22 protein-coding genes and 1 tRNA gene are annotated in these 26846 nt (G+C 67.1%); 11 read left to right on the forward strand and 12 right to left on the reverse strand.

The features are described from left to right. The first annotated feature begins 73 nt into the window (after positions 1 to 73). The 11 genes from FOB72_RS31480 to hutG are packed head-to-tail and all read left to right on the forward strand — an operon-like array spanning position 74 to position 12174. Positions 74 to 1306: a pyridoxal phosphate-dependent aminotransferase gene (locus FOB72_RS31480; RefSeq protein WP_150377126.1), complete on the forward strand. Its 1233-nt coding sequence runs from the start codon at positions 74 to 76 to the stop codon at positions 1304 to 1306. 32 nt (positions 1307 to 1338) lie between these two features. Continuing rightward, positions 1339 to 2073, forward strand: coding sequence for a 5-oxoprolinase subunit PxpB (gene pxpB, locus FOB72_RS31485; protein WP_223851667.1), 735 nt, complete (start codon positions 1339 to 1341; stop codon positions 2071 to 2073). Then, positions 2070 to 3071, forward strand: coding sequence for a biotin-dependent carboxyltransferase family protein (locus tag FOB72_RS31490; RefSeq protein WP_150377127.1), 1002 nt, complete (start codon positions 2070 to 2072; stop codon positions 3069 to 3071). The genes pxpB and FOB72_RS31490 overlap by 4 nt, the downstream gene beginning before the upstream one ends. A gap of 36 nt (positions 3072 to 3107) precedes the next feature. Continuing rightward, complete coding sequence (locus FOB72_RS31495; RefSeq protein WP_150377128.1) at positions 3108 to 3860, forward strand: LamB/YcsF family protein; 753 nt, start codon at positions 3108 to 3110, stop codon at positions 3858 to 3860. 37 nt (positions 3861 to 3897) lie between these two features. Continuing rightward, complete coding sequence (locus FOB72_RS31500; protein ID WP_150377129.1) at positions 3898 to 5487, forward strand: ABC transporter substrate-binding protein; 1590 nt, start codon at positions 3898 to 3900, stop codon at positions 5485 to 5487. Positions 5488 to 5522: 35 nt separating this feature from the next. Beyond that, positions 5523 to 6512: an ABC transporter permease gene (locus FOB72_RS31505; protein WP_150377130.1), complete on the forward strand. Its 990-nt coding sequence runs from the start codon at positions 5523 to 5525 to the stop codon at positions 6510 to 6512. Positions 6513 to 6534: 22 nt separating this feature from the next. Next, positions 6535 to 7371 (forward strand): ABC transporter permease, encoded by an 837-nt coding sequence (locus FOB72_RS31510; protein ID WP_150377131.1) that lies wholly within the window; start codon positions 6535 to 6537, stop codon positions 7369 to 7371. Between the two features lie 3 nt (positions 7372 to 7374). Continuing rightward, positions 7375 to 9063, forward strand: a complete 1689-nt coding sequence (locus FOB72_RS31515) for an ABC transporter ATP-binding protein (RefSeq protein WP_150377132.1) — start codon at positions 7375 to 7377, stop codon at positions 9061 to 9063. Then, complete coding sequence (locus FOB72_RS31520; protein ID WP_150377133.1) at positions 9060 to 10367, forward strand: Zn-dependent hydrolase; 1308 nt, start codon at positions 9060 to 9062, stop codon at positions 10365 to 10367. Before FOB72_RS31515 ends, FOB72_RS31520 begins: the two co-directional genes overlap by 4 nt. After that, complete coding sequence (locus tag FOB72_RS31525; RefSeq protein WP_150377134.1) at positions 10352 to 11368, forward strand: hydroxyacid dehydrogenase; 1017 nt, start codon at positions 10352 to 10354, stop codon at positions 11366 to 11368. Before FOB72_RS31520 ends, FOB72_RS31525 begins: the two co-directional genes overlap by 16 nt. Beyond that, the gene (hutG, locus tag FOB72_RS31530) at positions 11365 to 12174 is read left to right on the forward strand and encodes an N-formylglutamate deformylase (protein WP_150377135.1); all 810 of its coding nucleotides are present in this window, start codon (positions 11365 to 11367) and stop codon (positions 12172 to 12174) included. The genes FOB72_RS31525 and hutG overlap by 4 nt, the downstream gene beginning before the upstream one ends. A gap of 9 nt (positions 12175 to 12183) precedes the next feature. Here the strand turns inward: hutG and FOB72_RS31535 are convergent, their stop codons facing one another. The 12 genes from FOB72_RS31535 to fdnG form a co-directional block, all read right to left on the reverse strand. Continuing rightward, complete coding sequence (locus tag FOB72_RS31535) at positions 12184 to 13065, reverse strand: alpha/beta fold hydrolase (RefSeq protein ID WP_150377136.1); 882 nt, start codon at positions 13063 to 13065, stop codon at positions 12184 to 12186. 170 nt (positions 13066 to 13235) lie between these two features. Beyond that, complete coding sequence (mctP, locus tag FOB72_RS31540; protein WP_150377137.1) at positions 13236 to 14726, reverse strand: monocarboxylate uptake permease MctP; 1491 nt, start codon at positions 14724 to 14726, stop codon at positions 13236 to 13238. After that, a complete protein-coding gene (locus FOB72_RS31545) occupies positions 14723 to 14926 on the reverse strand; it encodes a DUF3311 domain-containing protein (protein ID WP_150377138.1) in 204 nt (67 codons plus the stop codon). Before FOB72_RS31545 ends, mctP begins: the two co-directional genes overlap by 4 nt. A gap of 174 nt (positions 14927 to 15100) precedes the next feature. After that, positions 15101 to 16174: a selenide, water dikinase SelD gene (gene selD / locus FOB72_RS31550; RefSeq protein ID WP_223851668.1), complete on the reverse strand. Its 1074-nt coding sequence runs from the start codon at positions 16172 to 16174 to the stop codon at positions 15101 to 15103. Continuing rightward, on the reverse strand, positions 16175 to 17323 hold the full coding sequence (locus tag FOB72_RS31555; protein WP_150377139.1) for a transglutaminase-like domain-containing protein: 1149 nt from the start codon (positions 17321 to 17323) through the stop codon (positions 16175 to 16177). 143 nt (positions 17324 to 17466) lie between these two features. Next, positions 17467 to 17562: transfer RNA gene (locus FOB72_RS31560), tRNA-Sec, on the reverse strand. A gap of 22 nt (positions 17563 to 17584) precedes the next feature. Beyond that, positions 17585 to 19678 carry a selenocysteine-specific translation elongation factor gene (gene selB / locus FOB72_RS31565; protein WP_150377140.1) on the reverse strand — a complete coding sequence of 698 codons (2094 nt, stop codon included), beginning with the start codon at positions 19676 to 19678 and terminating at the stop codon, positions 17585 to 17587. Positions 19679 to 19690: 12 nt separating this feature from the next. Beyond that, positions 19691 to 21139, reverse strand: coding sequence for an L-seryl-tRNA(Sec) selenium transferase (selA, locus tag FOB72_RS31570; RefSeq protein WP_223851669.1), 1449 nt, complete (start codon positions 21137 to 21139; stop codon positions 19691 to 19693). Further along, positions 21129 to 22091 carry a formate dehydrogenase accessory protein FdhE gene (fdhE, locus tag FOB72_RS31575; RefSeq protein ID WP_150377141.1) on the reverse strand — a complete coding sequence of 321 codons (963 nt, stop codon included), beginning with the start codon at positions 22089 to 22091 and terminating at the stop codon, positions 21129 to 21131. Before fdhE ends, selA begins: the two co-directional genes overlap by 11 nt. Positions 22092 to 22125: 34 nt before the next feature. After that, positions 22126 to 22776, reverse strand: coding sequence for a formate dehydrogenase subunit gamma (locus FOB72_RS31580; protein WP_150377142.1), 651 nt, complete (start codon positions 22774 to 22776; stop codon positions 22126 to 22128). Beyond that, a complete protein-coding gene (fdxH, locus tag FOB72_RS31585; protein ID WP_150377143.1) occupies positions 22760 to 23740 on the reverse strand; it encodes a formate dehydrogenase subunit beta in 981 nt (326 codons plus the stop codon). Before fdxH ends, FOB72_RS31580 begins: the two co-directional genes overlap by 17 nt. 8 nt (positions 23741 to 23748) lie before the next feature. Continuing rightward, complete coding sequence (gene fdnG / locus FOB72_RS31590) at positions 23749 to 26814, reverse strand: formate dehydrogenase-N subunit alpha (RefSeq protein ID WP_150377144.1); 3066 nt, start codon at positions 26812 to 26814, stop codon at positions 23749 to 23751. Positions 26815 to 26846 lie beyond the last annotated feature (32 nt).

Consider the following 26846-nt stretch of genomic DNA (forward strand, 5'->3'; position numbering starts at 1 on the left):
CAGTTTGCTTGAATGCCAGTGGTATACCAATGGCATTCGATGTGAATGCCGATCCTTACGCTACGCGAATTTCATGCCGACTTCCTCCGCCGCCCATCGACTCTCCCAGCGCCTGGCCATGGCGCGTCCGTCCGCCACCGGCGCCATGTCCGAGGCCGCCCGGCGCCTTGCCGAAGACGGCAAGCCCGTCATCAGCCTGTCCGAAGGCGAACTGGATTTCGATACGCCCGCGCATATCCAGCTGGCGGCCATCCAGGCCATGACGGCAGGGGAGACGCGCTACACGAACGTGGACGGCACGCACCAACTCAAGGCGGCGATTGCACGGAAACTGGCCCGCGACAACGATCTGCACTATGTCGAAGCAGAAATCATCGCGGGCACGGGCGCCAAGCAGATGTTGTTCAACGCGTTGCTCGCCACCGTCGATGCCGGGGACGAAGTGATCGTCACCGCCCCGTACTGGGTGTCGTATAGCGACATGGTCCATATCGCCGGTGGTACGCCGGTGCTGGTCACGGCAACGCCCGCGGACGACTTCAAGCTCACACCGGCCGCGCTGCGCGCCGCACTGACGCCGCGTACGCGCTGGCTCATGCTCAACTCGCCGTGCAACCCGTCGGGCGCTCTCTACTCGGCCGGCGAACTGCGCGCGCTGGCCGACGTCCTCGACGACTATCCCGATGTGCTCGTGCTGTCGGACGAGATCTACGAAGAGATCCTGTTCGACGGCACGTTCACGTCGTTCGCACAGGCCGCGCCGGCCATGCGCGACCGTACGCTGACCGTCAACGGCGTATCCAAGGCGTATGCGATGACGGGCTGGCGCCTCGGCTACGCGGCCGGTCCCGCGTGGCTGATCAAGGCCATGGCGCTGCTGCAGTCCCAGAGCACCAGCAACCCCAGTGCGATCAGCCAGGCGGGAGCGGTAGCCGCGCTGAACGGTCCGCAGGACTTTCTCGATGGCTGGCGTACCCGCCTGCGCGCGCGCCGCGACCTCGCGCTCTCCGTGCTGGCCGACGCCGCGCCCGTGCTCGCCATGCGCCGTCCCCCCGCGGCGTTCTATCTGTATGCGGATTGCGCCGCCGCGCTCGGCATGCGCACGCCGGATGGCAAGCGCATCGAGACCGATACCGACTTTGCGATGTACCTGCTGCACGCGGCCCATGTTGCCGTGGTGCCCGGTTCCGCTTTCGGGCTGGCGCCCTACGTACGGCTGGCCTACGCGCTGGCCGATGACCGGCTGCGCGAGGCGTGCGAGCGCATCGTGACGGCTTGTGCCGCGCTGGAGCGCATGTCATGGTGATGGCGCAAACGGCCCTCGCACAAGCAGCCACCGTGCAAACGGACGATGGGCTTCTTGCGCTGACGGATTGTCGCATCGAGCCCGTCGGCGACCGCTGCCTGCAGATTCGTCTCGGCGATCAGGTCGGCGTGGCGGTCAGCCAGCGCGTGCATGCGGTGACCGAGTACCTGCTGCGGCAGCGCTGGCCCGGCGTGCGCGATGTCGTGCCCGCGTTCACCACGGTGGCCGTCCACTTTCGTCCCGAGATGTTTGCGCGTGACAAGGGCGCGCCGTTCGTCCAGCTCTCCGCATGGATACGCGACGCGCTGGTCGATGGCGTGCCCGCCGTGGTCCACGCCGGCCGCGAAGTGGAAGTGCCCGCCTGCTATGGCGGCGAGTACGGTCCCGACCTCGAAGACGTGGCACGTGCCTGCGAGATCGATACGGCCGAAGTCATCCGGCTCCATTGCGCCACACCGCTCACGCTCTACACCTTCTTCTTCTCTCCGGGCAATCCGTTTGCGGGACCGTTGCATCCGCGCCTTGCCGTACCGCGCCGTGCCACGCCACGCACGCTGGTGCCGGCCGGATCGGTCGCGATCGCGAACGGCATCTCGTCGATCTATCAGGACGCATCGCCGGGCGGCTGGAACCTGATCGCGCGCACGCCGTGGAACCTGTTCCACGTGGGCCAGAATCCGCCGACCCGCCTCCAACTCGGGGACCGGCTGCGCTTCGTGCCCATTACGCCGGCCGAGTTCGACGCCATGCTGGAGCCGCGGCCATGAACGCGATGCGTGTGGACAAGCCCGGCATGCTGTCGGTGCTGCAGGACGGCGGCCGCTACGGTTACCAGCGCTTTGGCGTGCCCGTCAACGGCGCGATGGACGAATGGTCGTATCCGCTGGCCAATGTGCTGGTGGGCAATGCCGCCGATACGGCCGCGCTCGAAATCACGCTCAATGGTCCCACCGTGCGCTTTGCGCAGGACACGCTGATCGCGGTGACCGGTGCCGATATCGCCGTGACGGCCGGTGGCGTGCCGCTGCCCACCCATTGCGCGGCGATGGTGCGCCACGACGTGCCGATCGCGCTCGGTCACTGCCGCCGCGGTGCCCGCGCCTATCTGGCCGTGCGCGGCGGCTTCGCGCCCGACGCGGTGCTGGGCAGCCGCAGCACGAACCTCCGTGCCCGCTTCGGCGGCATGGAGGGCCGCGCGCTGCGGGCCGGAGATCGCATCGCCATCGCATCCCCGCGCAGGGAGATGCTGCCGCTGGCCCGGATGATGGTGCAGAGCGCCATGCCATGGGTCGCGGCGGAGGCGCCCGCCGATTGCGCCGCGCCGGACGCGGGCGATGCCATCCGCTTTCTGCCGGGCCCGCAATGGGAGTGCTTTACGCCGGCCGCGCGCAAGGCCTTCGGGGGCGAGGCCTATACGGTATCGAACCAGTCGGACCGCATGGGCTATCGGCTCGAAGGGCCCGCGCTCGCGCTGGCCGCACCGCTGGAAATGGTGTCGGAGGCGGTGAGCTTCGGCACCGTGCAGGTGCCCCCGGGCGGCGCGCCGATCGTGCTGATGGCCGACCGGCAGAGCGTCGGCGGCTATCCAAAGATCGCCTATGTCATCAGCGCCGACCTGCCGCGGCTGGCGCAGGCCGTGCCCGGTACCGCGCTGCGCTTCCGCGCCGTGACGCCCGAGACCGCGCATCGCGCGCTGCTGGCGATGACGGACCGGCTCGATGCCATTGCCGCCGAGGCGGCACGGCTGATCGGCCTCCCGACATAACCCCCCAAATCACGAGAACGAACGAGGAAATCACCGATGCCAACTCTCGATATCAACTGTGACATGGGCGAAAGCTTCGGCGCCTGGCGCATGGGCGACGATGCCGCGATCCTGCGCCATGTCACGTCCGCGAACATCGCGTGCGGCTTCCACGCCGGAGATCCCGACGTGATGCTGGCCACCGTGCGCGCCGCCGCCGAGGCCGGCGTGGCCGTGGGCGCCCATCCCGGCCTGCCCGACCTCCAGGGCTTTGGCCGCCGCGCCATGGCCATGACGGCCGCCGAGGTCTACGCGCTCACGGTCTATCAGGTCGGCGCGATGCTGGGCGTGACGCGCGCGGTCGGCGTGCCGCTGCACCACGTGAAGACGCACGGCGCGCTCTACAACATGACCGCGCGCGATCCCGCGCTCGCCGCCGCGGTGGCCGATGCCGTGCGCGCGGTATCGCCCGAGGTGCTCATCTACGTGGCCAACGCCAATATGGCCGCCGCCGCGGAGGCCGCGGGCCTGCGCGTGGCCAACGAGGTGTATGCCGACCGTTCCTACCAGGACGACGCCACGCTCACGCCCCGCTCGATGCCGCACGCGATGATCGAAGACGTCGACGCGTCCATCGCGCAGGTACGCCGCATGGTGCTTGACGGCAGCGTGCAGGCGCTCTCCGGCAAGTCGGTACCCATCACGGCCGACACGCTGTGCATCCACGGCGACCAGCCCGGCGCGGTCCTGTTCGCCGAACGTATTCGCAGTGCCCTGATCGCCGACGGCATTGCCATCCAGCCGCTTTGAATCCCATCCCTTGCTTCCACGACTATCAGGTATATCCATGACCACCAAGCTGAACCTGCCCGCCGCCCGCCTGCTCAAGATCGCAACCTGCTCGATTGCCCTGACCGTCGGTATCGCCGCGGGTGCCCATGCCCAGACCCGCGGCGGCACGCTGCGCGCCATCGCCCAGCCCGAGCCGCCCACGCTGATGCTGGGCCTGAACCAGCAGACGCCCACGCAGTACGTGGCCGGCAAGATCTATGAGAGCCTGCTGACCTGGTCTCCCGACATGAAGCCCCTGCCGGGCCTCGCCAGGTCGTGGACCGTGTCGCCCGACGGCAAGGTCTACACGTTCGAGCTGCAGTCCAACGTCAAGTGGCACGACGGCAAGCCGTTCTCGTCCGACGACGTCGTGTTCTCGATCGACAAGTTCCTGCGCGCCGTGCATCCGCGCGCCCGTGTGGTCATCGAGCAGTTCGTGCAGTCGGTCAAGGCGCAGGGCGCGAACAAGGTGGTCATCACGCTCAAGGAACCGTTCGCGCCGTTCCTCAAGTCGTTTGTCAGCGACAACATGCCGATGGTGCCGAAGCATATCTACGACGGCACGGACTATGCGAAGAACCCCGCCAACCAGACCCCGGTGGGTACCGGCCCCTTCATGTTCAAGGAGTGGAAGAAGGGCGCCTATATCGTGCTGACGCGTAACCCGAACTACTGGCAGAAGGGCAAGCCCTATCTGGACGAGATCGTCTTCAACGTGATTCCGGATGCCGCATCGCGCGCGGTCGCCTTCGAACGCGGCGACGTGCAGGTGGTGAGCGCCGGCGACGTGGACAACGTCGAGATCAAGCGCCTGCGCGCGCTGCCCAACGTGGAATACACGACCAAGGGCTGGGAAATGTTCTCCAAGCTCGCGTATATCCAGATGAATCAGCGCAAGGCGCCGTTCGACAACGTGAAGGTGCGGCAGGCCATCATGGAAGCGATCAATCGCAAGTTCGTGGTGAACAATATCTTCTTCGGTCTCGGCAAGGTGGCGACCGGACCCATCTCCTCGACGACGCCGTTCTACGACGCCAATGTGCCCGCGTATGGGTTCGACCTGAAGAAGGCGCGCGCGCTGATCAAGGAGTCTGGCATCGATCCGTCCAAGACCCCGATTCACATCCTGTCCTACCCGTACGGCGCCACGTGGGACCGCCTGGGCGAATACACGCGCCAGTGCCTGGAGCAACTGGGCTTCAAGGTGGAGATCGAGTCCGCCGACGCGGGCACGTGGGCCAAGCGCGTGTCGGACTTCGACTTCGACCTGACCTTCAGCTTCACGTCGCAGTACGGCGACCCCGCGCTGGGCGTCTCGCGCCTCTATCTGGCACGCAACCAGGTCAAGGGTTCGGCGTTCGTGAACAACCAGGGCTATGTGAATGCGGGCGTGGACGCGATGTGGGACAAGGCCGCCGCCGCGACGTCCGATGCGGAGCGCCAGCAGCTCTACTCGAACATCCAGAAGACGCTGGTCCAGGAAGTGGCCAACGGCTACCTGTTCGAGATGGAGCTGCCGACGCTCTATAGCAACAAGGTCCACAACCTGATCCAGACGGCCATCGGCCTGAACGACACGTTCGCCGACGTCTACATCAGCAAGTAAGCGCGCTGCGCCCGTCTCAAGAAGGATTCGATCGCGTGGATAAGTCACTCTCCATTCTGGTCGCCAGGCTCGGCAAGGCGTTGTTCGTCGTGCTTGGCGTGGTCATCATCAACTTCATGCTGGTGCGCATGGCGCCGGGAGATCCGGCATCGGTGCTGGCCGGCGAGTCCGGCTCGTCCGACCCGGCGTACGTGCAGGAACTGCGCAAGGAGTTCGGCCTCGACCAGCCGCTGCCCGTGCAGCTGGGCCGCTACCTGTGGGGCGTGGCGCATCTCGATCTCGGCTACTCCTATCGCGAGCGTCTGCCCGTGCTGGACCTGATTCTCGACCGGTTGCCGGCCACGCTGCTGCTGATGTCGTGCGCGTTCGTGTTCGCGCTCGCATTCGGGGTCATGTTCGGCGTGATCGCGTCGCGGGCGCGCTATGCGGGCCGGCGCACGTGGCTCGATAGCGTGCTGATGACGGGCTCGCTGCTGATCTACGCGACGCCGCAGTTCTGGCTCGCGCTGCTGGCCATCCTGTTCTTCTCGCTGCATCTGGGCTGGGTGCCGCCCTATGGCATGGAACAGGTGGGCGGCAATCTGCATGGCTGGGCGCGCGTCGCCGACATCGCCCACCATCTGGTACTGCCCACCGTGTCGCTCGGCTGCTTCTTCATGGCCGTGTATGCGCGCCTGACGCGCGCCTCGATGCTCGAAGTGCTGGGCATGGACTACACCAAGACCGCCTGCGCCAAGGGCGTGCCGCTCGGCGAGACGATTCGCCGGCATGCGCTGCGTAACGCGATGCTGCCCGTGGTGACGTTCGCGGGCATCCAGCTGGGCCAGATGGCGGGCGGCGCCGTGCTGACGGAGACCGTGTTCGGCTGGCCCGGCATCGGGCGCCTGATGTTCGATGCGCTGATCCAGCGCGACTACCAGCTGCTGCTGGGGGTGTTCCTCGTGACATCGACGATGGTCGTTGTGTTCAACCTGCTGACGGATCTGGTGTATCGCCTGATCGATCCGCGCATCGGCAGGCAATAAGCCGGATTCGAGGAGCCTGGACATGTCTTTCCTGAAACGCTTTGGCGCCAATCGTGGCGCCGCCGTGGGCCTCGTGCTGCTGCTGATCGTGATTGTCGCGGCGGCGCTGGCGTCCACGTTGTATGAAGATCCGCCCTGGATGATGGTCGCCGACCCGTTGCTGGCGCCGTTCCACGACAGCGCCTATCCGCTGGGTACCGACATGCTCGGCCGCGATATCGCCGCGGGCATCGCCTACGGCGCGCGCGTCTCGCTGACCATCGGCGTGATCTCCACGCTGGTCGCGGTGCTGATCGGCATTGTGGTCGGCGCGCTGGCGGGCTACTACGGCGGCCGCGTCGACGACGCGCTGATGCGCGGCACCGAGTTCTTCCAGACCATTCCGCAGCTGGCCATGGCGCTGGTGCTCGTGGCCATCTTCAAGCCGTCGCTCTATTCGATCGTGGGCGCCATCGCGATCGTGTCGTGGCCCCCGGTGGCGCGGCTCGTGCGCTCCGAATTCATGACGCTCAAGGAGCGCGAGTTCGTGCAGGCGGCCATCGTGATCGGCCAGTCGCCGGCGCGCATCATCTTCACGCAGATCCTGCCCAATGCGGCGTCGCCCGTCATCGTCACAGCCTCGCTGATGACCGCTACCGCGATCCTCACGGAATCGGCGCTGTCGTTCCTGGGGCTGGGCGACCGCAATCTCATGAGCTGGGGCTTCATGATCGGCGCGGCGCGCACGATGCTGCGCGAAGCCCCGTGGATGAGCCTGTGGCCCGGCGTGGCCATCATGCTGACGGTGCTCGCGATCAACCTGATCGGCGAAGGGCTCAACGATGCCCTGAATCCGCAACTGCGCAAACGGGGGAACTGACCGATGCAAGCATCCCGCAATCGAGCGTCCGAGGCGCCGTTGCTGTCCATCCGCAACCTGAGCATCGCGCTGCCGAAGGGCGGCGACCGTCCCTATGCCGTGCGCGACATCGACTTCGAGATCGGTGCCGGCGAACTGGTCTGCATCGTCGGCGAGTCTGGCTCGGGCAAGTCGATGAGCGCCAATGCGATCATGGGTCTGCTGCCGGCGTACCTGAAGCCGGAGTCGGGCCAGATCCTGTTTCGTGGCCGCGACCTGCTGACGCAGGACGAAGCCACGCTGCGCGGCATGCGCGGGAAGGACATGGCGATGATCTTCCAGGAGCCGCTCTCCGCGCTCAACCCGCTGCATCGCGTGGGCGACCAGATTGCAGAAGTGATGCGCGTGCATGGCGCGCTCGACCCGGCATCGCGCCGCGCGCGGGTGCTGGAGCTGCTCGCCTTCGTCGGCCTGCCCGACCCGCCCACGCTGTGCAATGCCTATCCGTTCGCGCTGTCCGGCGGCCAGCGCCAGCGCGTGATGATCGCCATGGCCCTGGCGCTGGAGCCGGCCTTTCTGATCGCCGACGAGCCCACCACGGCGCTCGACGTCACCACGCAGGCGCAGATTCTCGCGCTGATTGCCCGCATCCAGAAAGAGAAGGGCATGGGCGTGATGTTCGTCACGCACGATTTCGGCGTCGTGGCGGAGATTGCCGACCGCGTCATCGTGATGGAGAAGGGGCGCATCGTCGAGCAGGGCACGGCCGAACAGGTGCTGAACCGTCCCGCGCATCCGTACACGCGCCGGCTGATCGGCAGCGTGCCGTCGCATCGCGCGCGCGCCGGCGCACCCGCAACCGAACCGGAAGGCTATCCGGTGCTTCGCGTGGAGGGGCTGCGCAAGACCTACACGACGCCGGGCGGCCTGTTCCAGCGCAAGCGCGTGGTCGAGGCCGTCAAGGGCGTGAGCTTCGAAGTCCGCGCGGGCGAAACGCTGGGTATCGTCGGCGAGTCCGGTTCGGGCAAGTCGACGATCGGCAAATGCCTGCTCAAGCTGACCGAGAACGACGGCGGCGTGATGGCATTCGAAGGTCGCGATATCGCGCCCATCAGCGAGCGGGCGTTCCGGCCGATGCGCCGCCATATCCAGATGATCTTCCAGGACCCGTTCGCCTCGCTCAATCCGCGCAATACGGTGGGCCGGATCCTGTGCGACGGCCCCATGGCCAACGGCGTGCCACGCGCGGAGGCCGAAGCGCGCGCGCGGGAACTGCTCAAGCTCGTGGAACTGGAACCCAGCGCGTTCGATCGCTATCCCAGCCAGTTCTCCGGCGGCCAGCGCCAGCGCGTCGGCATCGCCCGTGCGCTCGCCATGGAGCCGCGCCTGATCGTGGCCGATGAATCGGTGTCCGCGCTCGATGTCTCGGTGCAGGCGCAGGTGCTGAAGCTGCTGGCCGAAGTGCAGAAGCGCCTGGGCATCGCATTGATCTTCATCACGCACGATCTGCGCGTGGCCGCGCAGATCTGCGACAAGGTGCTTGTGATGCATCGCGGCAGTGTGGTCGAGCAGGGCAGCCCCGCCGAGATCTTCGAGACCCCGCGCGATGCCTATACGCGCCGGCTCATCGACTCGATGCCCGGCAAGTCGTGGGACCCCCAAGCCGTGCAAGATTCGCTCGCCCCGAAGACGGAAGCGATGGAGACCGTATGAATCTGGCTGTCGAACCCGACCATGCGCTCGCGGCCTCGCTGTTCGCGCAGCTGGTCGCCCAGAGCCACGACGGTGTCGGCATCACGCGCGACACCTATGGCGATGGCGAGAATGCCGCGCATGCGCTGTTGCGCGCGACGGCCGAGCAGTACGGACTGGAGACGCGCCGCGATGCGGCGAGCAATCTGTATCTGACGCTGCCCGGCGCCGACCGTGGCGCGCCGGCCGTGATGACGGGCTCGCACCTCGATTCCGTGCCGCGCGGCGGCAATTTCGATGGCGCGGCCGGTGTGGTGGCCGGGCTGGCCATTCTGGCGGCATGGCGCCGCGCGGGCGTCGTACCGGCGCGCGACGTGACCGTCATGGCCATTCGCGCCGAGGAGAGTGCGTGGTTTCCGCTGTCGTATATTGGCAGCAAGGCCGCATTCGGCCTGCTCGACGGCACGGCCACGGCATTGCGCCGTGCCGATACGGGCCGCACGCTGGCCGACCATATGCGTGCCGCGGGCGGCGACCCCGAGGCCGTCGCCGCGGGCATCCCGGCCCTGCGGGCAGCGCAGATCGACTGCTTTGTCGAACTCCATATCGAACAGGGCCCCGTGCTCGACGAGAGCGACGATGTGCTGGGCGTGGTGACGGGCATCTGCGGCAGCCGGCGCTACCGTCATGCCACGATTCGCGGGCAGTACGCGCATTCCGGCGCGACGCCGCGCACGCATCGCCGCGATGCCGTGGTAGCGGCCGCGGCACTGGTCACCGCGTTGCAGCGTGCGTGGGTCGCGATGGAAGCCGCGGGGCACGAGCTCACCGTCACGGTCGGCCAATGCACGACCGATGCCGCGCAGGCGGACTTCAGCAAGGTCTCGGGCCGCGTCGATTTCAGCATCGACGTGCGTTCGCGCAGTGTGGCCACGCTGGAGGCGATGGATGCCGCAATCCAGACCATCCGGGCCGAGATCGCGCAGACCTGCCGCGTCGAGATCGACCTCGGCCCGATGACCGCCAGCGCGGCGGGGGTCATGGATCCGGCCTTGCGGGCGATATTGACCGCGGCGGCCGAAGCGGCCGGTGTGCCCGCGCGGTCCATGCCCAGCGGGGCCGGGCACGATGCGGCGCTGTTCGCGGCGCAGGGCGTGCCCGCCGCGATGCTGTTCGTCCGCAATGCGCACGGCAGCCATAACCCCGACGAGTCGATGCGGCTCGACGAGTTCGCGCAGGCTACGCGCGTACTGGCCAGTGCGCTGGGCGCGCGGGCCGGTGTTTCCCTTTCCACAGCGATGTTGAACTCATGCCAGTCTGTCTGATTACCCAACCGATTCATCCCATCGGTGCCGAACGCATGCGTGCGGCCGGCATCGAGGTGCGCCACGGCACCGCCACGAACGAGGCCGAGCGGATTGCCGAAGTGCGCGATGTCGACGCGGTGATCGTGCGCGAAGGTCTGTCCGCCGCCGCCATCGATGCCGCCCCGCGCCTGGCCGTCATCAGCAATCACGGCACGGGCACCGACAAGATCGCGGTGGCGCATGCCCATGCCCGCGGCATCCCCGTGGTGTCCACGCCCGCCGCGAACGTGCGCGCGGTGGCCGAACACGCGATGATGCTGATGCTCGCCGTGGCGCGCGGCACGGTGGTGGCCGACGCCGCCACGCGCCGCTCGGACTGGCAGCACCGCTATCAGGTACCGATGCATTCGCTGTCCGGCAAGACGCTGGGCATCGTGGGCTTTGGCCGCACGGGCCAGATCGTGGCCCGGATGGCGAGCGCGGGCTTCGGCATGCAGGTGGTCGTATGGTCGCCGCGCGTCGATGACGCCGAGGTCGAGGCGCTGGGTGCGCGGCGCGTGGACACGCTGCACACGCTGCTCGCGATTTCCGACGTCGTATCGCTGCATCGCCCATTGCGCGCCGATACGCGTCACACCATCGATGCCGCCGCGCTGGCGGCGATGCAACCCGGTGCGATTCTCGTCAACACGTCGCGCGGCGGACTGATCGACGAGCCGGCGCTCGTCGATGCGCTGCGCGCGGGCAAGCTGTTCGGTGCGGGGCTCGATGTGTTCGAGCGCGAGCCATTGCCCGTCGCATCGCCGCTGGCCGCGCTGGCCAATGTCGTGCTGAGCCCGCATCAAGCGGGTTCCACGCAGGAGGCGCTGGCCGACACCGCGCGCCAGTGCGCGGACCAGATCATCGACGTGCTGGCCGGGCGGCAACCAGACCATATGCTCGACCCATCGGTATGGGTGAGCCGTCGGCACACCGGCGCGCACCGGGCCACCAACGAACAGGCAGAGGCACAGGCATGACATCCCCGATTTGCACCGTTACCCAGGGCAGCTTGCCGCTGGTCATCTCGATTCCGCATGGCGGCGAACTGTTGCCCGACTGGCTCGCGCCACGGCTGACGCCGCTCGCGCGCGAGCGCGCCGATACGGACTGGCACCTGCGCAGGCTGTACGCGTTCGCGGCGGAGCAGGGCGCGTCCGTGGTGCAAGCCAACTACTCGCGCTACGTCATCGACGTGAACCGGCCGGCCGATGGCAGCGCGCTATATCCCGGCCAGACCACGACGACGCTGTGCCCGGTGGAGTCGTTCCGGGGCGTACCGCTTTATCTGGACGGTAGCGGGCCGTCGCCCGACGAAATCGACGTGCGCAAGCGCGAATACTGGCAGCCGTATCACGATGCGCTCGCCGCCGAGATCGCGCGGCTGCGCGGCGAGCACGCCAACGTCCTGGTCTGGGAGGCGCATTCCATCGCCGGTGTCTTGCCGCATCTGTTCGAGGGCAAGCTGCCCGACCTGAACATCGGTACCAACAGCGGTGCCAGCTGCGCGCCGGCCATGCGCGACGCCGTCGTCGCGGCGGCCGCGGGCAGTCCGTACACATGGGTGGCGGACGGACGGTTCAAGGGCGGCCATATCACCCGCCACTACGGCCAGCCCGCGCACGGCGTGCACACGATTCAGCTGGAAATGGTGCAGGCCGTCTATATGAGCGAGGATGCGCCATTCCCGTATCTGCCGGAGGCGTCGGCGCGCGTGCAGCCGGTGTTGCGCGCGATGCTGGACGGCGCAATGTCCGCGATGGCAAGGCTCCAGGTTTTGTCCTGAAGCGCCGCGTTACCGCGCGGGCGAAGCGGACCCATCGAGAAACTTGACGATCGCCGCGTCGAACGTCTTCGGGTCCTGCATGAACGCAAAGTGGCTCGCGTTCGGCAGGATCAGCATGCGCGCGTGCGGAATCGTGCGCGCGATGTAGGCCGTGTGCGAACGCTTGATGCCTTCGTCGTGGTCGCCGTCCATGACGAGCACCGGCGACTTGATCGTCTTCAGTTGCGCATCGGACCAGTTGGGTTCGGTTTCCCACATCTTGCCGATTTGCGAGAGGAAGGCTTCGTAGTCGTTCGGCGTGGGCGACAGCTTCGTGTACTCCTTGCCCGCGCGCTCGATATAGGCCGCGAAGACGGGGTTCTTGTCGAATGCGGGGATCAGCCCGTCCGTCTTCGTGTTCACGCCGAACGCGACGATCTTGCCGACGCGTTCCGGATGGCGGATGGCGATGTCGAGCGCCTGGATGGCGCCGTCGCTCCAGCCGACGATATCGGCGCGCGGAATCTTCAGTTCGTCCATCAGCGCGATGACGTCGTCGGCCATGAGGTCGTAGCCATACGGCGTGGCGTCGCGCGTGCTGCGGCCGTGGCCGCGCGAGTCGACGACGATCACGCGATGCTTCGCGCTCAGCGTGCGGACCTGGTTGGCGAGATAGTCGGAATTGGCCAGGCCGCCGTGCAGCACGATGACGGGCGAGCCCTTGCCGACCTCGGCGTTATACAGCCTGATGCCGCGCAGCTCGCTATGGCGCTCCTGCGCCCATTTGACGGGGGTCGGGGTAGGCGGCAGGGTCTGCCAGCGTTCCAGTGCGTTGGCGCCGTGCGCGGTAGCCATCATGACGACGGCGGCGAACAGGGGCTTGATGTGCTGACGGATACAAAGCTGCGGCATGAACGTTCTCCTCTGGTTTGTGTCGTGGGGCTCTTTAAGAGCCGGACTGTAGGAGATGCCGCAAGCCCGTGCTTTAGGACGGGCCGGGATTGCGCGCGTTTGCACGCTTGATACGTTTCGGCGCGCCCCTCTCCACACGGAAGAGGGGCACCCGCAGAAGCGGTCGGGCGTCAGTTGGCGGCGCGCGCCACCACGCGCTGGCCCTGCGTGAGCGCGGAGACCACGAACGACACGACGATGTTCGCCGCAAGCGCGATCAGGCCGATATACGTCGGATACGCGCTGCCGCCGATATGCAGCGTATACACGGGCTTGAGACCCATCACCGAGGCAAGGCCGGTGCCGAGCACGATGCCGACGATCCAGCCCGCGAACAGGCCGGTGGTGGTCAGGCGGCGCGTGTAGAGCGAGAACACCACGGCGGGGAAGATCTGGAGGATCCAGACGCCGCCGAGCAGCTGCAGGTCGATCGCGTACTGCGTGGGCAGCACGATGATGAACAGCAGCGCGCCGAACTTGACCACCAGCGAGAACAGCTTGGCGCTCTTCGCTTCCTTCTCGGGCGTGACGGTCGGGTTGATCAGCGGCCTGTACAGGTTGCGCGTGAACAGGTTGGCCGCACCGATCGACATGATGGCCGCGGGCACCAGCGCGCTGATCGCGATGGCCGCGGCGGCAAAGCCGACGAACCACGACGGGAACAGCGTGAGGAACAGCGTGGGCACCACGTCGGAGGCCGACGTCACATGCACGTTCGCCGCAATCGCCATGTAGCCGAGTACCGCGATCAGGCCGAGCAGCAGCGTGTACGCGGGCAGCACGATCGCATTCTTGCGCACGGTCTTTGCCGACGACGAGGACAGCACCGCCGTCATCGTATGCGGGTACATGAATGCCGCGAGCGCGGAGCCCAGCGCAAGCGTGGCGTACGCCATGAACTGCGACGGCTGCAGGATGATGCCCGTGGTGCCGCCCTTGGCCTGGAAGAACTTGTCCGCGGCCTCGAACAGCGTGCCGTACCCGCCGAGCTTGCTCGGGATGATCGACACCGCGACGATCACGACGATATAGATCATGATGTCCTTGACGAACGCGATCATCGCCGGCGCGCGCAGGCCGCTCGAGTACGTGTAGACGGCCAGGATCGCGAACGCCACGACCAGCGGCAGTTCACCGGTGACGCCGAGGCTCTTGATCACGACCTGCATGCCCACGAGCTGCAACGCGATATACGGCAGCGTCGCGACGATGCCGGTCAGCGCCACGGCCGCGGGCAGCCATTTGCCGCCGAACTCGCCATGCACATAGTCCGCCGCGGTGATGTGGTTGTTGCGATGGCAGACTTCCCACAGCTTTGGCATGACCGCGAACACGAACGGATAGACGATGATCGTGTACGGCAGCGCGAAGAAGCCGTACGCCCCCACCGAGTACACGAGCGCGGGCACCGCGATCACGGTATAGGCCGTGTAGAAGTCGCCGCCGACGAGGAACCACGAGATCAGCGTGCCGAACTGGCGCCCGCCGAGGCCCCACTCATGCAGCTGGTTGAGGTCGCCGCGCTTCCAGCGCGCTGCCACGAAGCCGAGCACCGTGACGAGCACGAAGAAGAAGATGAACACCGCCATCGCGGTGCTGTTGATCGTGGTCGGCTCGCTCATTTCATGCTCCGATACACGATGTACAGCAACAGCGAGGTAATCGGCACCCAGAGGAACTGGTACCAGTAGAAGAAGGGAAAGCCGAACAGCGCGGGCTGCGTATCGTTGTAGAACGGCAGCCATAGCAGCGCGATATAGGGGGCGAGCAGCAGCAGGCGCACCCAGCCGCCTCCCTCCGCGCGTTCTTGGGAAGTCTCCATCGTGTTCTCCAGGGAATGTACAAAGCCGTGACATGCGGGAACGCCCGCATGTCCGGCCCCAGACACGATTTTGAGGGGGCGCGTTGTCCGGTTTGTGTCGTGTTCTTCCGGATTTGTATCGTTAACCGTACAAAGCGTGGGAAACCGGAAACGACGGGGGAATCTGAAAAGACTTCAGCGCACGGCGACGGCTGGCGCGCCCTCGCCCGACTTGCCGCGCATCTCGCCAATCACGGCCGCATCGGCGAATCCTTCCCGACGGAACAACGCCAGCACGTCATCGACGGCCTCGGGCGCGCACGCGACGAGCAGCCCGCCGCTGGTCTGCGGATCGGTCAGCAAGGCCTGCTGGACGGCCGAGATCTCCGGTGCGAGCGATACCTCGTGCCCATAGCTGGCCCAGTTGCGTCTGGACGCGCCGGTAATGGCCCCGCCTTCGGCCAGGGCGGTCACGCCGCGCAGCAGCGGCACGCGCGACATATCGAGCGTGGCCGACAACGCGCTGCCGCGGCACAGTTCCAGCAGATGGCCAAGCAGGCCGAAGCCCGTGACATCGGTCATCGCATGCACGCCGGGCAGATCGCCGAGCGTCTTGCCCGGTGTATTGAGCTTGGTCGTATTGGCGATCATCTCGCGATAACCGTCCGCGTCGAGCCGATCTTTCTTGATCGCCGCCGAATACACGCCAACGCCCAGCGGCTTGCCGAGCACCAGCACGTCGCCCGCGCGCGCGTCGCGGTTGCGCTTGATGCGGTCCGGATGCACGAGCCCCAACACGACGAGGCCGTAGATGGGCTCCACCGCGTCGATGGTATGGCCGCCGCCGATCGCGATACCGGCCTGTGCGCAGACCGATTCGCCGCCTTCGAGGATCTTGCCGATGACTTCCGGCGAGAGCTTGTCGACGGGCATGCCGACCAGCGCCAGCGCGAGGATCGGCGTGCCGCCCATCGCATAGACGTCGGAAATGGCATTGGTTGCGGCAATGCGGCCGAAGTCGAAGGGGTCATCGACCACGGGCATGAAGAAGTCCGTGGTCGCGACGAGCGCCTGCGTATCGTTGAGCTTGTAGACCGCCGCGTCGTCACTGGTCTCGATACCGACCAGCAGCGCGGGCGGGGCGGGGAAATGCCGCGCGTTGCGCAGGATTTCGGACAACACGGCGGGCGCGATCTTGCAGCCGCAGCCTCCGCCGTGTGCCAGCGACGTCAGCCGGGGCTGACCGTCGCGCATCGATGCCTCCGCCATTTACACGATCCTCGTCGACGTGATGCGATAGCCGAATTTGTCCGGATCGAGGCTGTCCAGCGTGCCCGCGACGGTCTGCCCGTTCGGATACATCAGGAACGGCACGGGCGCCGCGCCGCTGCCGGGCAGCGCCACGTCGTGGCCATGGTTGTACACGACCCAGTTGCCCTCCCACGCGCCGAGCAGCATCGCGCGCGCGGCACGTACCTTGCTGTCCGTCATCGGCAGGCCGCCGGGGACCTCTTCGAGGGCGACCTTGCGCACATCGGCCGGATCCGCGGGAATCCAGCCGTAGCCGGCCGCATAGAACTCGGAGCGGCAGTGCTGCGCCTTGGAGATGTCGCCAGCCTTGCCGAGCGCCTTGAAGCCCAGCGCCGAGGTATCGACGCGCACGCCGTAGGCATCGCGCGCGGGAATGCCTGCCGCGCGCGAGAGCGCGACGAACAGGCCGTTGATGTCGGCACACTTGCCGTTCATGATGCCGCCGGTCTTGAGCATCGCCACGACGTCGCCGGTGCCGCAGCCGCGCACGCTCGCCTCGCGGCACGTGTTGTCGACGACCCATTGATAGATGGCGCGCGCGCGCGTCATGTCGTCGTCGAGGCCGGCCGTGATCTTCAGCGCGGTGTCGCGCACGATGCCATCGGTCGGCATCAGCTGCGTCGGACGCAGATACTCGCGCAACGTCGCGGCGGATTCTCGCGGTGCGCGGGCCGAGGGGGCGGCGCCCAGATCGACGTCGCGATCGCGAATGGCGACCTTGTTGGTCAGCGTGGCCTTGAGCGGCTCGCCGGCCGGCGCCGACGGCCATTCGACGGCGACCATGCGCACGTCGTAGCCGCCCGTGGTGGCCGCGCGGGTGCGCGCGCCGGGAGCATTCCACGCCGTGGCCAGCGTGCGCTGGTAGTCGCCGACCTGCTGCGCGGTAACGGGCAGCCAGACGCGCGCGGGCGCGGCGGCGGGCGGCAGCGTGACTTCGGTGGTCATTTCGTAGACGCGCCAGCCGCTCGCGTTTTCGATATCGCTTGCGCGGGCGCCGGGCAGGGTGCCGGAGGATGTCGGGTTGGCCGCGTGGGCGGGAAGGATGCCGGCAGCGCCGACGGAGACAGGTAGCGCGGCGCCAAGCCGCAGAAAATCGCGTCGATCCATGATGATCCCCTTGTTCGAGACTCGAAACGTGCCCAACCGCTGCCCATGCATGGTAGGTCGTGCGGGCAATGTCTGGGCGGGAAAACCGCGGGGCAGAGGATGCTGCGGCGCGGCATGCGGGTGCTGAGGTGCTACGAAAATACTGGCGGAAAGCAGCAGGAGTCGAACCTACCTGGGAACGTCTGACGCCCCCAACCGGATTTGAAGTCCGGCCGCATCACCGGATGCGCGTGCCTTCCGTACGACGATGATCGATGCCGCTCAATGCTGTTGCGGATCCGTTTCGCGGCTCCATTCGGTGTTCGGGCGCAGCATTCGCCCGTTGCCAACGCGCCGAGTGTATCCCGCGCGATCGAAGAATTCCAGAATCTGGATCGCCCGTTTTCTGCCGAGTCCCACTGCATCGCGAAAATGCACGGCTTCGACGCGCGTATGCGTTTGCGCGAGCGATGCCAGTTGCGCGGCGAGCGTGTCGATGGTGGCATCGGCGTAGAACAGGTCGCGCACGACCTGATGGATCGCGCCTTGCCGCGCGAGCTTGCGCAGCAGCGCGCGCACGGCGTCCTCGGGAGCGTTCAGCGCGGCGGCGTGATCGCGGACCCAGGGCGGATCGTTGCCGCCCGCCAGCACGCGCGGGAGGAGTTCGTCCGCGAGCGCGCGCTCGGCGTCGGTCATGGCGATCTCGTGCGTGGGCAGGCGCAGCCAGCCGCCATGACGGTCGAGCTCGCCGTCGGCGAGCAGGGCGTCGAGCAGCGCGGTCCAGAGCGCGTCGGGTACCGCGGCACCCGCGAAGGCGAGGCGCCGCAGGGAGCCGGCATTGAGCCCGGGCTCGTCGGGCAGGCGCGCGTGGAACGCGGTCAGCGTGTCGAGGATGCGTTGGCGTAACGCTTGCAGATACGGAGCGAGGATCAGGCAACGGTCTTCGCCCGCGGCGTGCCGGCTGCCGGCGTGGCTAGGCGCCGCATGGCCGTCGGGGCTTGCGCCGCGGCCTGTGCCGCCGAACGATAGCGCGTCGGGTGGGACGTCCCATGCCTCGGGCGGCAGGCCCGTGAGCCGCACGAGGCGGCCATGGGCGATGCCGTGCGGGGCCTGCGCGAGCAGCGGCGCGAGGCCCGCGCCGTCGAGCATCGCGGCGATGGCCCGCAGCCAGTCGAGCCGCGCGGGAGTGCGGCGGTGGCGTTCCGGGGCGACGTTGTCGAGCACGGTGCCGCCGCCGATGGTTTGCGTGGCTTGCGCGTTGCGGAGGATCAGCCGGTCGCCGGCCTGCGCGCAGACGGGGCTGGTAAAGACCAATTGCGCCAGCGCCATGCCGCCGCGCTGCGCGCCATCGCCGTCCGAGCCGGCGGACGGCAAGCCGGCGGACGACGGGCCAGCGGGCAGCGCGCCGGTCGCGGCATCCATCCGGCCGGCAGTCAGTACCTCGCGGTCGAGCAGGACGACGTTCGCCGTACGGTGCGTCGCGCCAAGGTGCACATGCACGGGCGTCCAGTGACCGACACGAACATCGATGCCGGGCGTCAACGCGAGCGACACATCGAGCCGCGTGACAGGCGAGGGCGGCAGCAGTGCCGGGTCCATGATCCAGTCGCCGCGCCGGATCGCATCCTTGTCGATGCCCGCCAGATTGAGCGCGCACCGCTGTCCCGCCACGCCGACCTCGGCCGCCCGCTGCTGCGCATGGATACTGCGAATGCGCACCGGCAGGCCAGCCGGTGCGAGCTGCATCGCATCGCCCACGCGCACATGTCCGTTGAACACGGTGCCCGTCACCACGGTGCCATGCCCGGCCAGCGTGAACACGCGATCGACCGCCAGCCGGAACAGGCCCGCCTCCCGCCGCGCGGGCATCCGCATCGCGGCATCATGGAGATACGCGCGCAGGGCGAGCACGCCCGCATGACCGGCATCGGTCCCGTCGAGCGGAAAACGCGGCGCATCGGCGTAAGGCGTATCGGCCAGCAACGCCGCCACGTCCGCCTCCACGGCGCCAAGCCGCGCCGCATCGACGCGGTCCGCCTTGGTCAGCGCCACGGCCGCGCGCGGCACGCCAAGCCGCTGCACGATCGCGAGATGCTCGCGCGTCTGCGGCATGACGCCATCGTCGGCGGCGATCACGAGCAACGCCAGGTCGATCCCGCTCGCGCCGGCGGCCATCGTATGGATCAGCTTCTCGTGGCCCGGCACATCGATATAGCCCAGCACGTCGCCATTGGGCAGCGGCGTATAGGCATAGCCGAGCTCGATCGAAATGCCGCGCGCCTTCTCTTCCTTGAGGCGATCGGTGTCGACCCCGGTCAGCGTGCGGACCAGCGTGGTCTTGCCATGGTCGATATGTCCGGCCGTGCCGACGATCATGAGCGCGGTGCTTCAGCCAGTAAGCCCAAGCTGGGACCATTGCGCGACGAATTCCGCTTCGTCGGCTTCCTCGAGGCACCGCAGGTCGAGCCAGAGCGCCTGCTCGCCCACGCGGCCGATCACGGGGCGCGGCAATCCGCGCAGCGCCGCTTCCAGCCGCTGCAACTGACGCCCGGTCCCACGTTTCGCGCCGCCCGCATTCCCCGCCACGGGCGCGATGACGAGCCCATGGCTCGGCAACTGGCCCCCGGGCAGCGCACCGCTGCCGATCTGGCTGACCGTGGGCACGGCATCGACACGCCAGGCCTCGCCGAGCGCGGCCTGCAGCGGCGGCAGCAGGCGTTCGGCCATTGCCGCCATCGACGCGGCGGGTCGCGTGAGCAGCCGCAACGTCGGCAGCGTCTGCGCCAGCGTGTCAGGGTCGCGATAGAGCCGCAGCACCGGTTCCAGTGCGGCGAGCGTGATCTTGCCCACGCGCAGCGCGCGCTTGAGCGGGTTCTTCTTGATCCTGGCGATCAGGTCCTTGCGCCCGACGATCAGTCCGGCCTGCGGACCGCCCAGCAGCTTGTCGCCGCTGAACGTCACGAGGTCCGCGCCGGCCGCGATGGTCTCGCGCACCGTCGTCTCGCGCGGCAGTCCCCAGCGCGTGAGGTCGCACAGCGTGCCGCTGCCGAGATCGACCACCACGGGCACCCCATGCGGCTTCGCGATACCGGCCACCTCGGCCACCTCCACGCTGCGCGTGAAGCCCGTAATCTCGTAGTTGCTGCAATGCACCTTCATCAGCATCGCGGTGCGCGCGCCGACGGCGTTCGCGTAGTCGTGCGGATGCGTGCGATTGGTCGTGCCGATCTCCACGAGTTTGGCGCCGGCACGCTGCATGACGTCCGGAATGCGAAAGGCCCCGCCGATCTCGACGAGCTCCCCGCGCGATACCACCACCTCGCGCCGCTGCGCGAGCGTGTTGAGCACCAGCAGCACCGCGGCGGCATTGTTGTTGACGACGGTCGCAGCCTCCGCGCCCGTCAGTTCGCACAGCAGATCGTCGATGAGGTCGTCGCGATCGCCACGGCCGCCGTCGTCGAGGTCGAATTCGAGGTTGGCCGCGCTCGTCATCGCGCGCACGACCGCCTGCACCGCGGCATCGGGCAGCAGCGCACGGCCGAGGTTGGTATGCAGCACGGTGCCGGTCAGGTTGAATACCGCGCGCAGCCGTGGCGCGCTGTCGCGGGCCAGCGCCTCGGCCAGCGCATCGTGCAGCGCGGCATCGTCCAGCGCCTGCCGCGTCAGACGGCCCGCCACGGCCTCCGCGCGCAGGCCATCGAGCAGCCGGCGCAGCGCGGCCGTGGCCGGTGCGCGGCCATGGCGCGCGATCAGGGGTTGCAGGAAGGGCTGGTTCAGCAGGCGATCGACCGAGGGGATGTCGGCGGGACGGGCAGCGGTCGAGACGCTATCGTTCATCGGCGCCGTCCGCGTACTCGTCATCATCGTCCTCGCCGAGCCACAGCAGCGGATTGCCGCTCGCGCGTCCGTAGCCGGCCTCCGCCATCATGACGTCGAGCGCGAGGGAAGCGAGGTCGTCGGCCAGCGGCTCGACGGTCGCGTCCTTCTCCATATAGACGATCTTGCGGTAGTGATGGCACTGATCGCAGGTCTCTGCCTTGAGCGCTTCGAAACGCTCTTCGACGACGTGATAGCTGATGCCTTCCGTCGATTCGCAATGCGTGCACTTGACGCGCACCATATGCCATTCCGTCGCGCAGAGCCCGCATTGCAGATAACGCAGGCCCTGATAGCGGCCGCCGATGCGCACGACACTCGCCACCGGCAGCGACCCGCAGCAGGGGCACACCGTGGCGACGTCGAGCGTCGGCACCTGCGATTCGCGCAACTGCGATGCCAGCACCGTGCGGTGCAGCTGCAGCGCGGCCATGATGAATGGCGCGCTCATGCCATCGACGGGCAGGTCCCGCATGCCGAGAATGGCCTGCGCCTGTTCGTCGAGCGTTTCCGGCGTCAGCGCCTGCAATGCGGCGAGCGCGTCCGGGGGCAGGGTGCCGCCCGCGATCAGTTCCGCGACAAGGCGGTTGGCCACGGGCTGCCAGCCCTCGAGCGCGTCTTCGTCCATGGCCGCGAACAACGGCATGCCATGCGATTGCGCGCGATCGATCGCGGCGTCGGAAGGCGGCGGCAAGGTCAGCGTGCCGGCGATCGCGTGCTGCGCCTCGGCAACGCCGGCCATCAGCGCGAGATACGGCCCAAAGGCCTGGCCGAGCGGATTGTCGGCCGACAGCTTGCGCAGGCGCTGCGCGCGGTGGGCAAACACCTCGGTCCGCTCGGGCAGCCGCAGGCGGGCGATCGAGACATGATCGGTAGACTCGATTTCCTGCGGTTGTAAGATGCGTTGCACCATCGATTGTCCTGAATGACCAGCTTGCGACGCGTCTCTACGACTTGTCGCTCGGCCGGAAGGTCTCGCGGAACCAGGCACGGTGATGTTTCCACGCCCAGCCCGGCGTCACGGTCCCGCGCGTCATGGCCTGCACCGAACCCTTGACCCATACGGCCGCATAGATGTGCACAATGATGCCGCAAATCAGGCCCCACGCGCAAACGGCGTGGACCACGGCCGCGAGCCGGATGGCCCCGATCGGGAAGTACATCGCGAAGTACGCGCGCCAGATCACGATGCCGCTCAGCAGCAGGAACAGCAGGCAACCCACCATCATGAAGAACAGCAGCTTCTGTCCGGCGTTGTAGCGCCCGACTTCCGGCAGGTTCTCTTCCCGGTTGTTGACCACGTCGTCCACTTGCCGCAGCCATTCGGCATCGCTGCGCGTCAGCAGGTTGTGATGCCAGAACCGCAGCGCCAGCACCACGAAGCAGACGAACATCAGCACGCCGAGGAACGGATGCAGGATCCGCGTCCAGGTGCCGCCGCCGAACAGCGCGCTGAGCCAGAACATCGACGGATGGAACAGCGCAAGCCCCGATAGCGCCAGCAGCACGAACGTGAACGCGACGATCCAGTGGTTCGTGCGCTCGCCGGCCGTATAGCGGTGGATCACCGCGGGGCGGTGTTTATCGACGTTCCTCATCGCGGACCTCCTCCTCGGGTGGCGTGGCGCCGGCAGGCATGCCCTGCGGCTTCGGATTGTCGCGGCCCCACCGCACGATCTCGTCCTCGGCCGCCGCTTCGTCCTCGGGGCCGGTCTCGTTCGGACCCACGCGGATGTAGTGGAAGAATCCGGCCAGCGCCGCGAAGGCCATGCCCGCGACTGCGAGCGGCTTGGCAATGCCTTTCCACAGGCTTACGAGCGGGCTGATATGCGGATCTTCGGCGAGGTTGTGATAGATCTGCGGCTTGTCGGCGTGATGCAGCACGTACATCACGTGCGTGCCGCCGACGCCGGCCGGATCGTACAGACCCGCCTGGTCGAACCCGCGCGACTTGAGGTCGACGATGCGTTCCTCGGCGTGCTGGATCATGTCCGTCTTGGTACCGAACACGATCGCGCCCGTCGGGCAGGTCTTGACGCAAGCGGGCTCCTGCCCCACGGCCACGCGGTCCGAGCACAACGTGCACTTGTAGGCCTTGTGGTCGGTCTTGGAGATACGCGGAATGTTGAATGGGCAGCCGGCCACGCAGTAGCCGCAGCCGATGCACGCTTCCTCGTGGAAGTCGACGATGCCGTTCGCGTACTGCACGATCGCGCCCGGCGAGGGGCAGGCCTTGAGGCAGCCCGGATCCTCGCAGTGCATGCAGCCGTCCTTGCGGATCAGCCATTCGAAGTTGCCGTTGGGGTTCTCGTATTCGGAGAACCGCATCAGCGTCCACGTATGTTCGTCGAGGTCCGCCGGATTGTCGTACACGCCGACGTTCGTGCCCACATCGCCACGCAGGTCGTTCCATTCCATGCACGCGGCCTGGCAAGCCTTGCAGCCGATGCATTTGGTGGTGTCGATCAGCTTGGCGACGCTGCCGGTGATCGGCTGCCTCACGCTCGGCATGGGCGTGGTGGTTGCCGACAGCCGCAGGATATCGAGAGACTGTAGTGCCATCGCGCCCCCTATGCCCTTTCAACCTTGACCATGAACGATTTGAACTCCGGCGTCTGGGTATTGCCGTCGCCCACGTATGGCGTCAGTGTGTTGGTGATGAAGCCGGGCTTGGTCAGTCCCGTGAACCCCCAGTGCAGCGGCACGCCGACCGTATGCACGGTCTTGCCGTCGATCGCCATCGGCTTGATCCGCTTGGTCACCAGCGCCACGGCCTTGATGTAGCCACGTGCCGACGACACCTTGACCCGGTCGCCTGCCTTCACGCCGACCTGCTTCGCGAGGTCCTCGCCGATCTCCACGAACTGTTCCGGCTGCAATATCGCGTTGATTCGCGCGTGCTTGGTCCAGAAGTGGAAATGCTCGGTAAGCCGGTACGTCGTGGCCACATGCGGGAACGCATCGGGCTTGCCGAAGTGCTGCCAGTCGTCCTTGAACACGCGCGCGGCCGGGTTGCTGATGGCCTGCTTGTTCTTGTGCAGCACGTTGTAGCCGAGCGGATTCTCGAACGGCTCGTAGTGCTCGGGGAAGGGCCCCTCGACCATATTGCCGCGCGCGAAGAACCGCGCCACGCCTTCCGGCTGCATGATGAACGGACCCATGCCATTGGCGGGATCCTCGTCCAGCTTGTAGTCGGGCGTGTCGAAGCCGGTCCAGCTCTTGCCGTTCCACGCGATGAGCTTGCGGTTCGGGTTGAACGGCTTGCCGCTGACATCGCACGACGCGCGGTTGTAGAGCACGCGCCGGTTGGCCGGCCATGCCCACGCCCAGTTCAGCGTCTGGCCGATACCGGTCGGGTCCGCGTTGTCGCGCTTGGCCATCTGGTTGCCGTTCTGCGTCCACGACCCGCAGAAGATCCAGCAGCCGCTGGCCGTGCTGCCGTCCGCCTGCAACTGCCCAAAGCTGTCCAGCTGCTCGCCGGCCTTGCGGATGACCTTGGTCGAGTCCTTCGGGTCCACGAGGTCCGTGATCGCGCGGCCCGAATACTCCTTCGCCAGTTCCTCGGGCGTCGGCGAATGGGGCACCGCGTACGGCCAGTACAGGTTGACGATCGGATCGGGGTACTTGCCGCCCTCGGTCTGGTACATCTTGCGGATGCGCAGGAACAGGTCGGACATGATCTCGATGTCGCTGCGCGCCTCGCCGGGAGGATCCGCGCCCTGCCAGTGCCACTGGAGCCAGCGCGCCGAGTTCACGAGCGCGCCGTTTTCCTCGGCGAAGCAGGTGGTGGGCAGGCGGAACACCTCGGTCTGGATCTTGGACGGATCGACGTCGTTGCTCTCGCCGGCGTTGCGCCAGAACTCCGACGTCTCGGTCGCAAGCGGGTCCATGACGATCAGGAACTTGAGCTTCGAGAACGCCTGCGACACCTTGTTCTTGTTCGGTGCCGCGGCCAGCGGGTTGAAGCCCTGCGCGATATAGCCGTTGACCTTGCCCTGCAGCATCAGCTCGTACATCTGCAGGATGTCGTAGGGCTTGTCGAGCTTGGGCAGGTAGTCGTACGCCCAGTTGTTCTCCGCCGTGGCGGCCGGGCCCCACCATGCCTTCATCAGGCTCACGTGGAACTTCGGGTAGTTCTGCCAGTAGCTGAGCTGGTTCGCGCGCAGCGGCTTCGGCGAGCGGGCCTCGATGTACTTCTGGTAGTCCTGCTCGGCCTCGCCGGGCAGCGTCAGGTAGCCCGGGAGCGAGTTGGACAGCAGCCCGAGGTCGGTCAGACCCTGGATGTTCGAGTGGCCGCGCAGCGCGTTCATGCCGCCGCCCGCCGCGCCGATATTGCCAAGCAGCAGCTGCACCATGGCACCGGAGCGTACGTTCTGCGAGCCGATGGAGTGCTGCGTCCAGCCGAGCGCGTACATGATGGTCATGTTGCGGTCCGGCGTGGACGTGGACGCCAGCATCTCGCACACCTTGAGGAACTTGTCCTTCGGCGTGCCGCAGATGCGCTCGACGATCTCGGGCGTATAGCGCGCGTAGTGCGCCTTCATCAGGTTGTAGACGCACCGCGGGTGCGAGAGCGTCGGATCGGTCTTCACATATCCGTCGGCGCCGCGCTCGTAGTCCCAGGTGGACTTGTCATAGAACCGCTTCTCCGCGTCGTAGCCGGAGAAGATGCCGTCCTCGAACTGGAAGTCCTCGCGCACGATGAAGGTGAAGTCCGTGTACGACTTCACGTATTCGTGCTGGATCTTGTCGTTCGTCAGCAGGTAGTTGATCACCCCGCCCAGGAAGGCGATATCCGTGCCGGTGCGAATCGGCGCGTAATAGTCGGCAATCGAGGCCGAGCGCGTGAAGCGCGGATCGACGACGATCAGCCGCGCCTTGTTGTGCGCCTTGGCTTCGGTGACCCATTTGAAGCCGCACGGGTGTGCCTCGGCGGCATTGCCGCCCATGATCAGGATAACGTCCGCGTTCTTGATGTCGACCCAATGGTTCGTCATCGCTCCACGGCCAAACGTCGGGGCAAGACCTGCCACCGTCGGGCCATGTCAGACACGTGCCTGATTGTCGAATCCCAGCATGCCAAGACTGCGGACAGTCTTGTGCGTGATATAGCCAACCTCGTTGCTCGCGGCGGACGCGGCGAGCATGCCCGTGGTCAGCCAGCGATTGACGGTCTGTCCCTTCTCGTTCTTCTCGACGAAGTTCGCGTCGCGGTCCTGCTTCAGCAGCTTGGAGATGCGGTCCAGCGCGTCTTCCCAGCTGATGCGCTGCCATTTGTCCGAGCCCGCCGCGCGGTACTCGGGATACTTCAGGCGGCTGGGGCTGTGGATGAAGTCGATCAGGCCGGCGCCTTTCGGGCACAGGGTGCCGCGATTGACCGGGTGATCGGGATCGCCCTCGATATGGATGACGGACTTGGTCGCGTTTTTCGCGCCGTCGCCGAGGCTATACATCAGAACCCCACAAGCGACCGAACAATAGGGGCAGGTATTGCGGGTCTCTGTGGTGCGCGCGAGCTTGTATGTGCGCACCTCCGCCAGCGCGGTCTCGGGGGCGACCCCCAGTAACGCGAGGCTGGAACCCGCCAGCGAAGCTCCTGTGATCTTCAGGAACTGTCGGCGGTTCATCTTAACCATGAGGACACTCCTTGCCGGGTCGTCCCGGACTC

The organism is Cupriavidus pauculus, from assembly GCF_008693385.1.
GTDB classification, from domain to species: domain Bacteria; phylum Pseudomonadota; class Gammaproteobacteria; order Burkholderiales; family Burkholderiaceae; genus Cupriavidus; species Cupriavidus pauculus_D.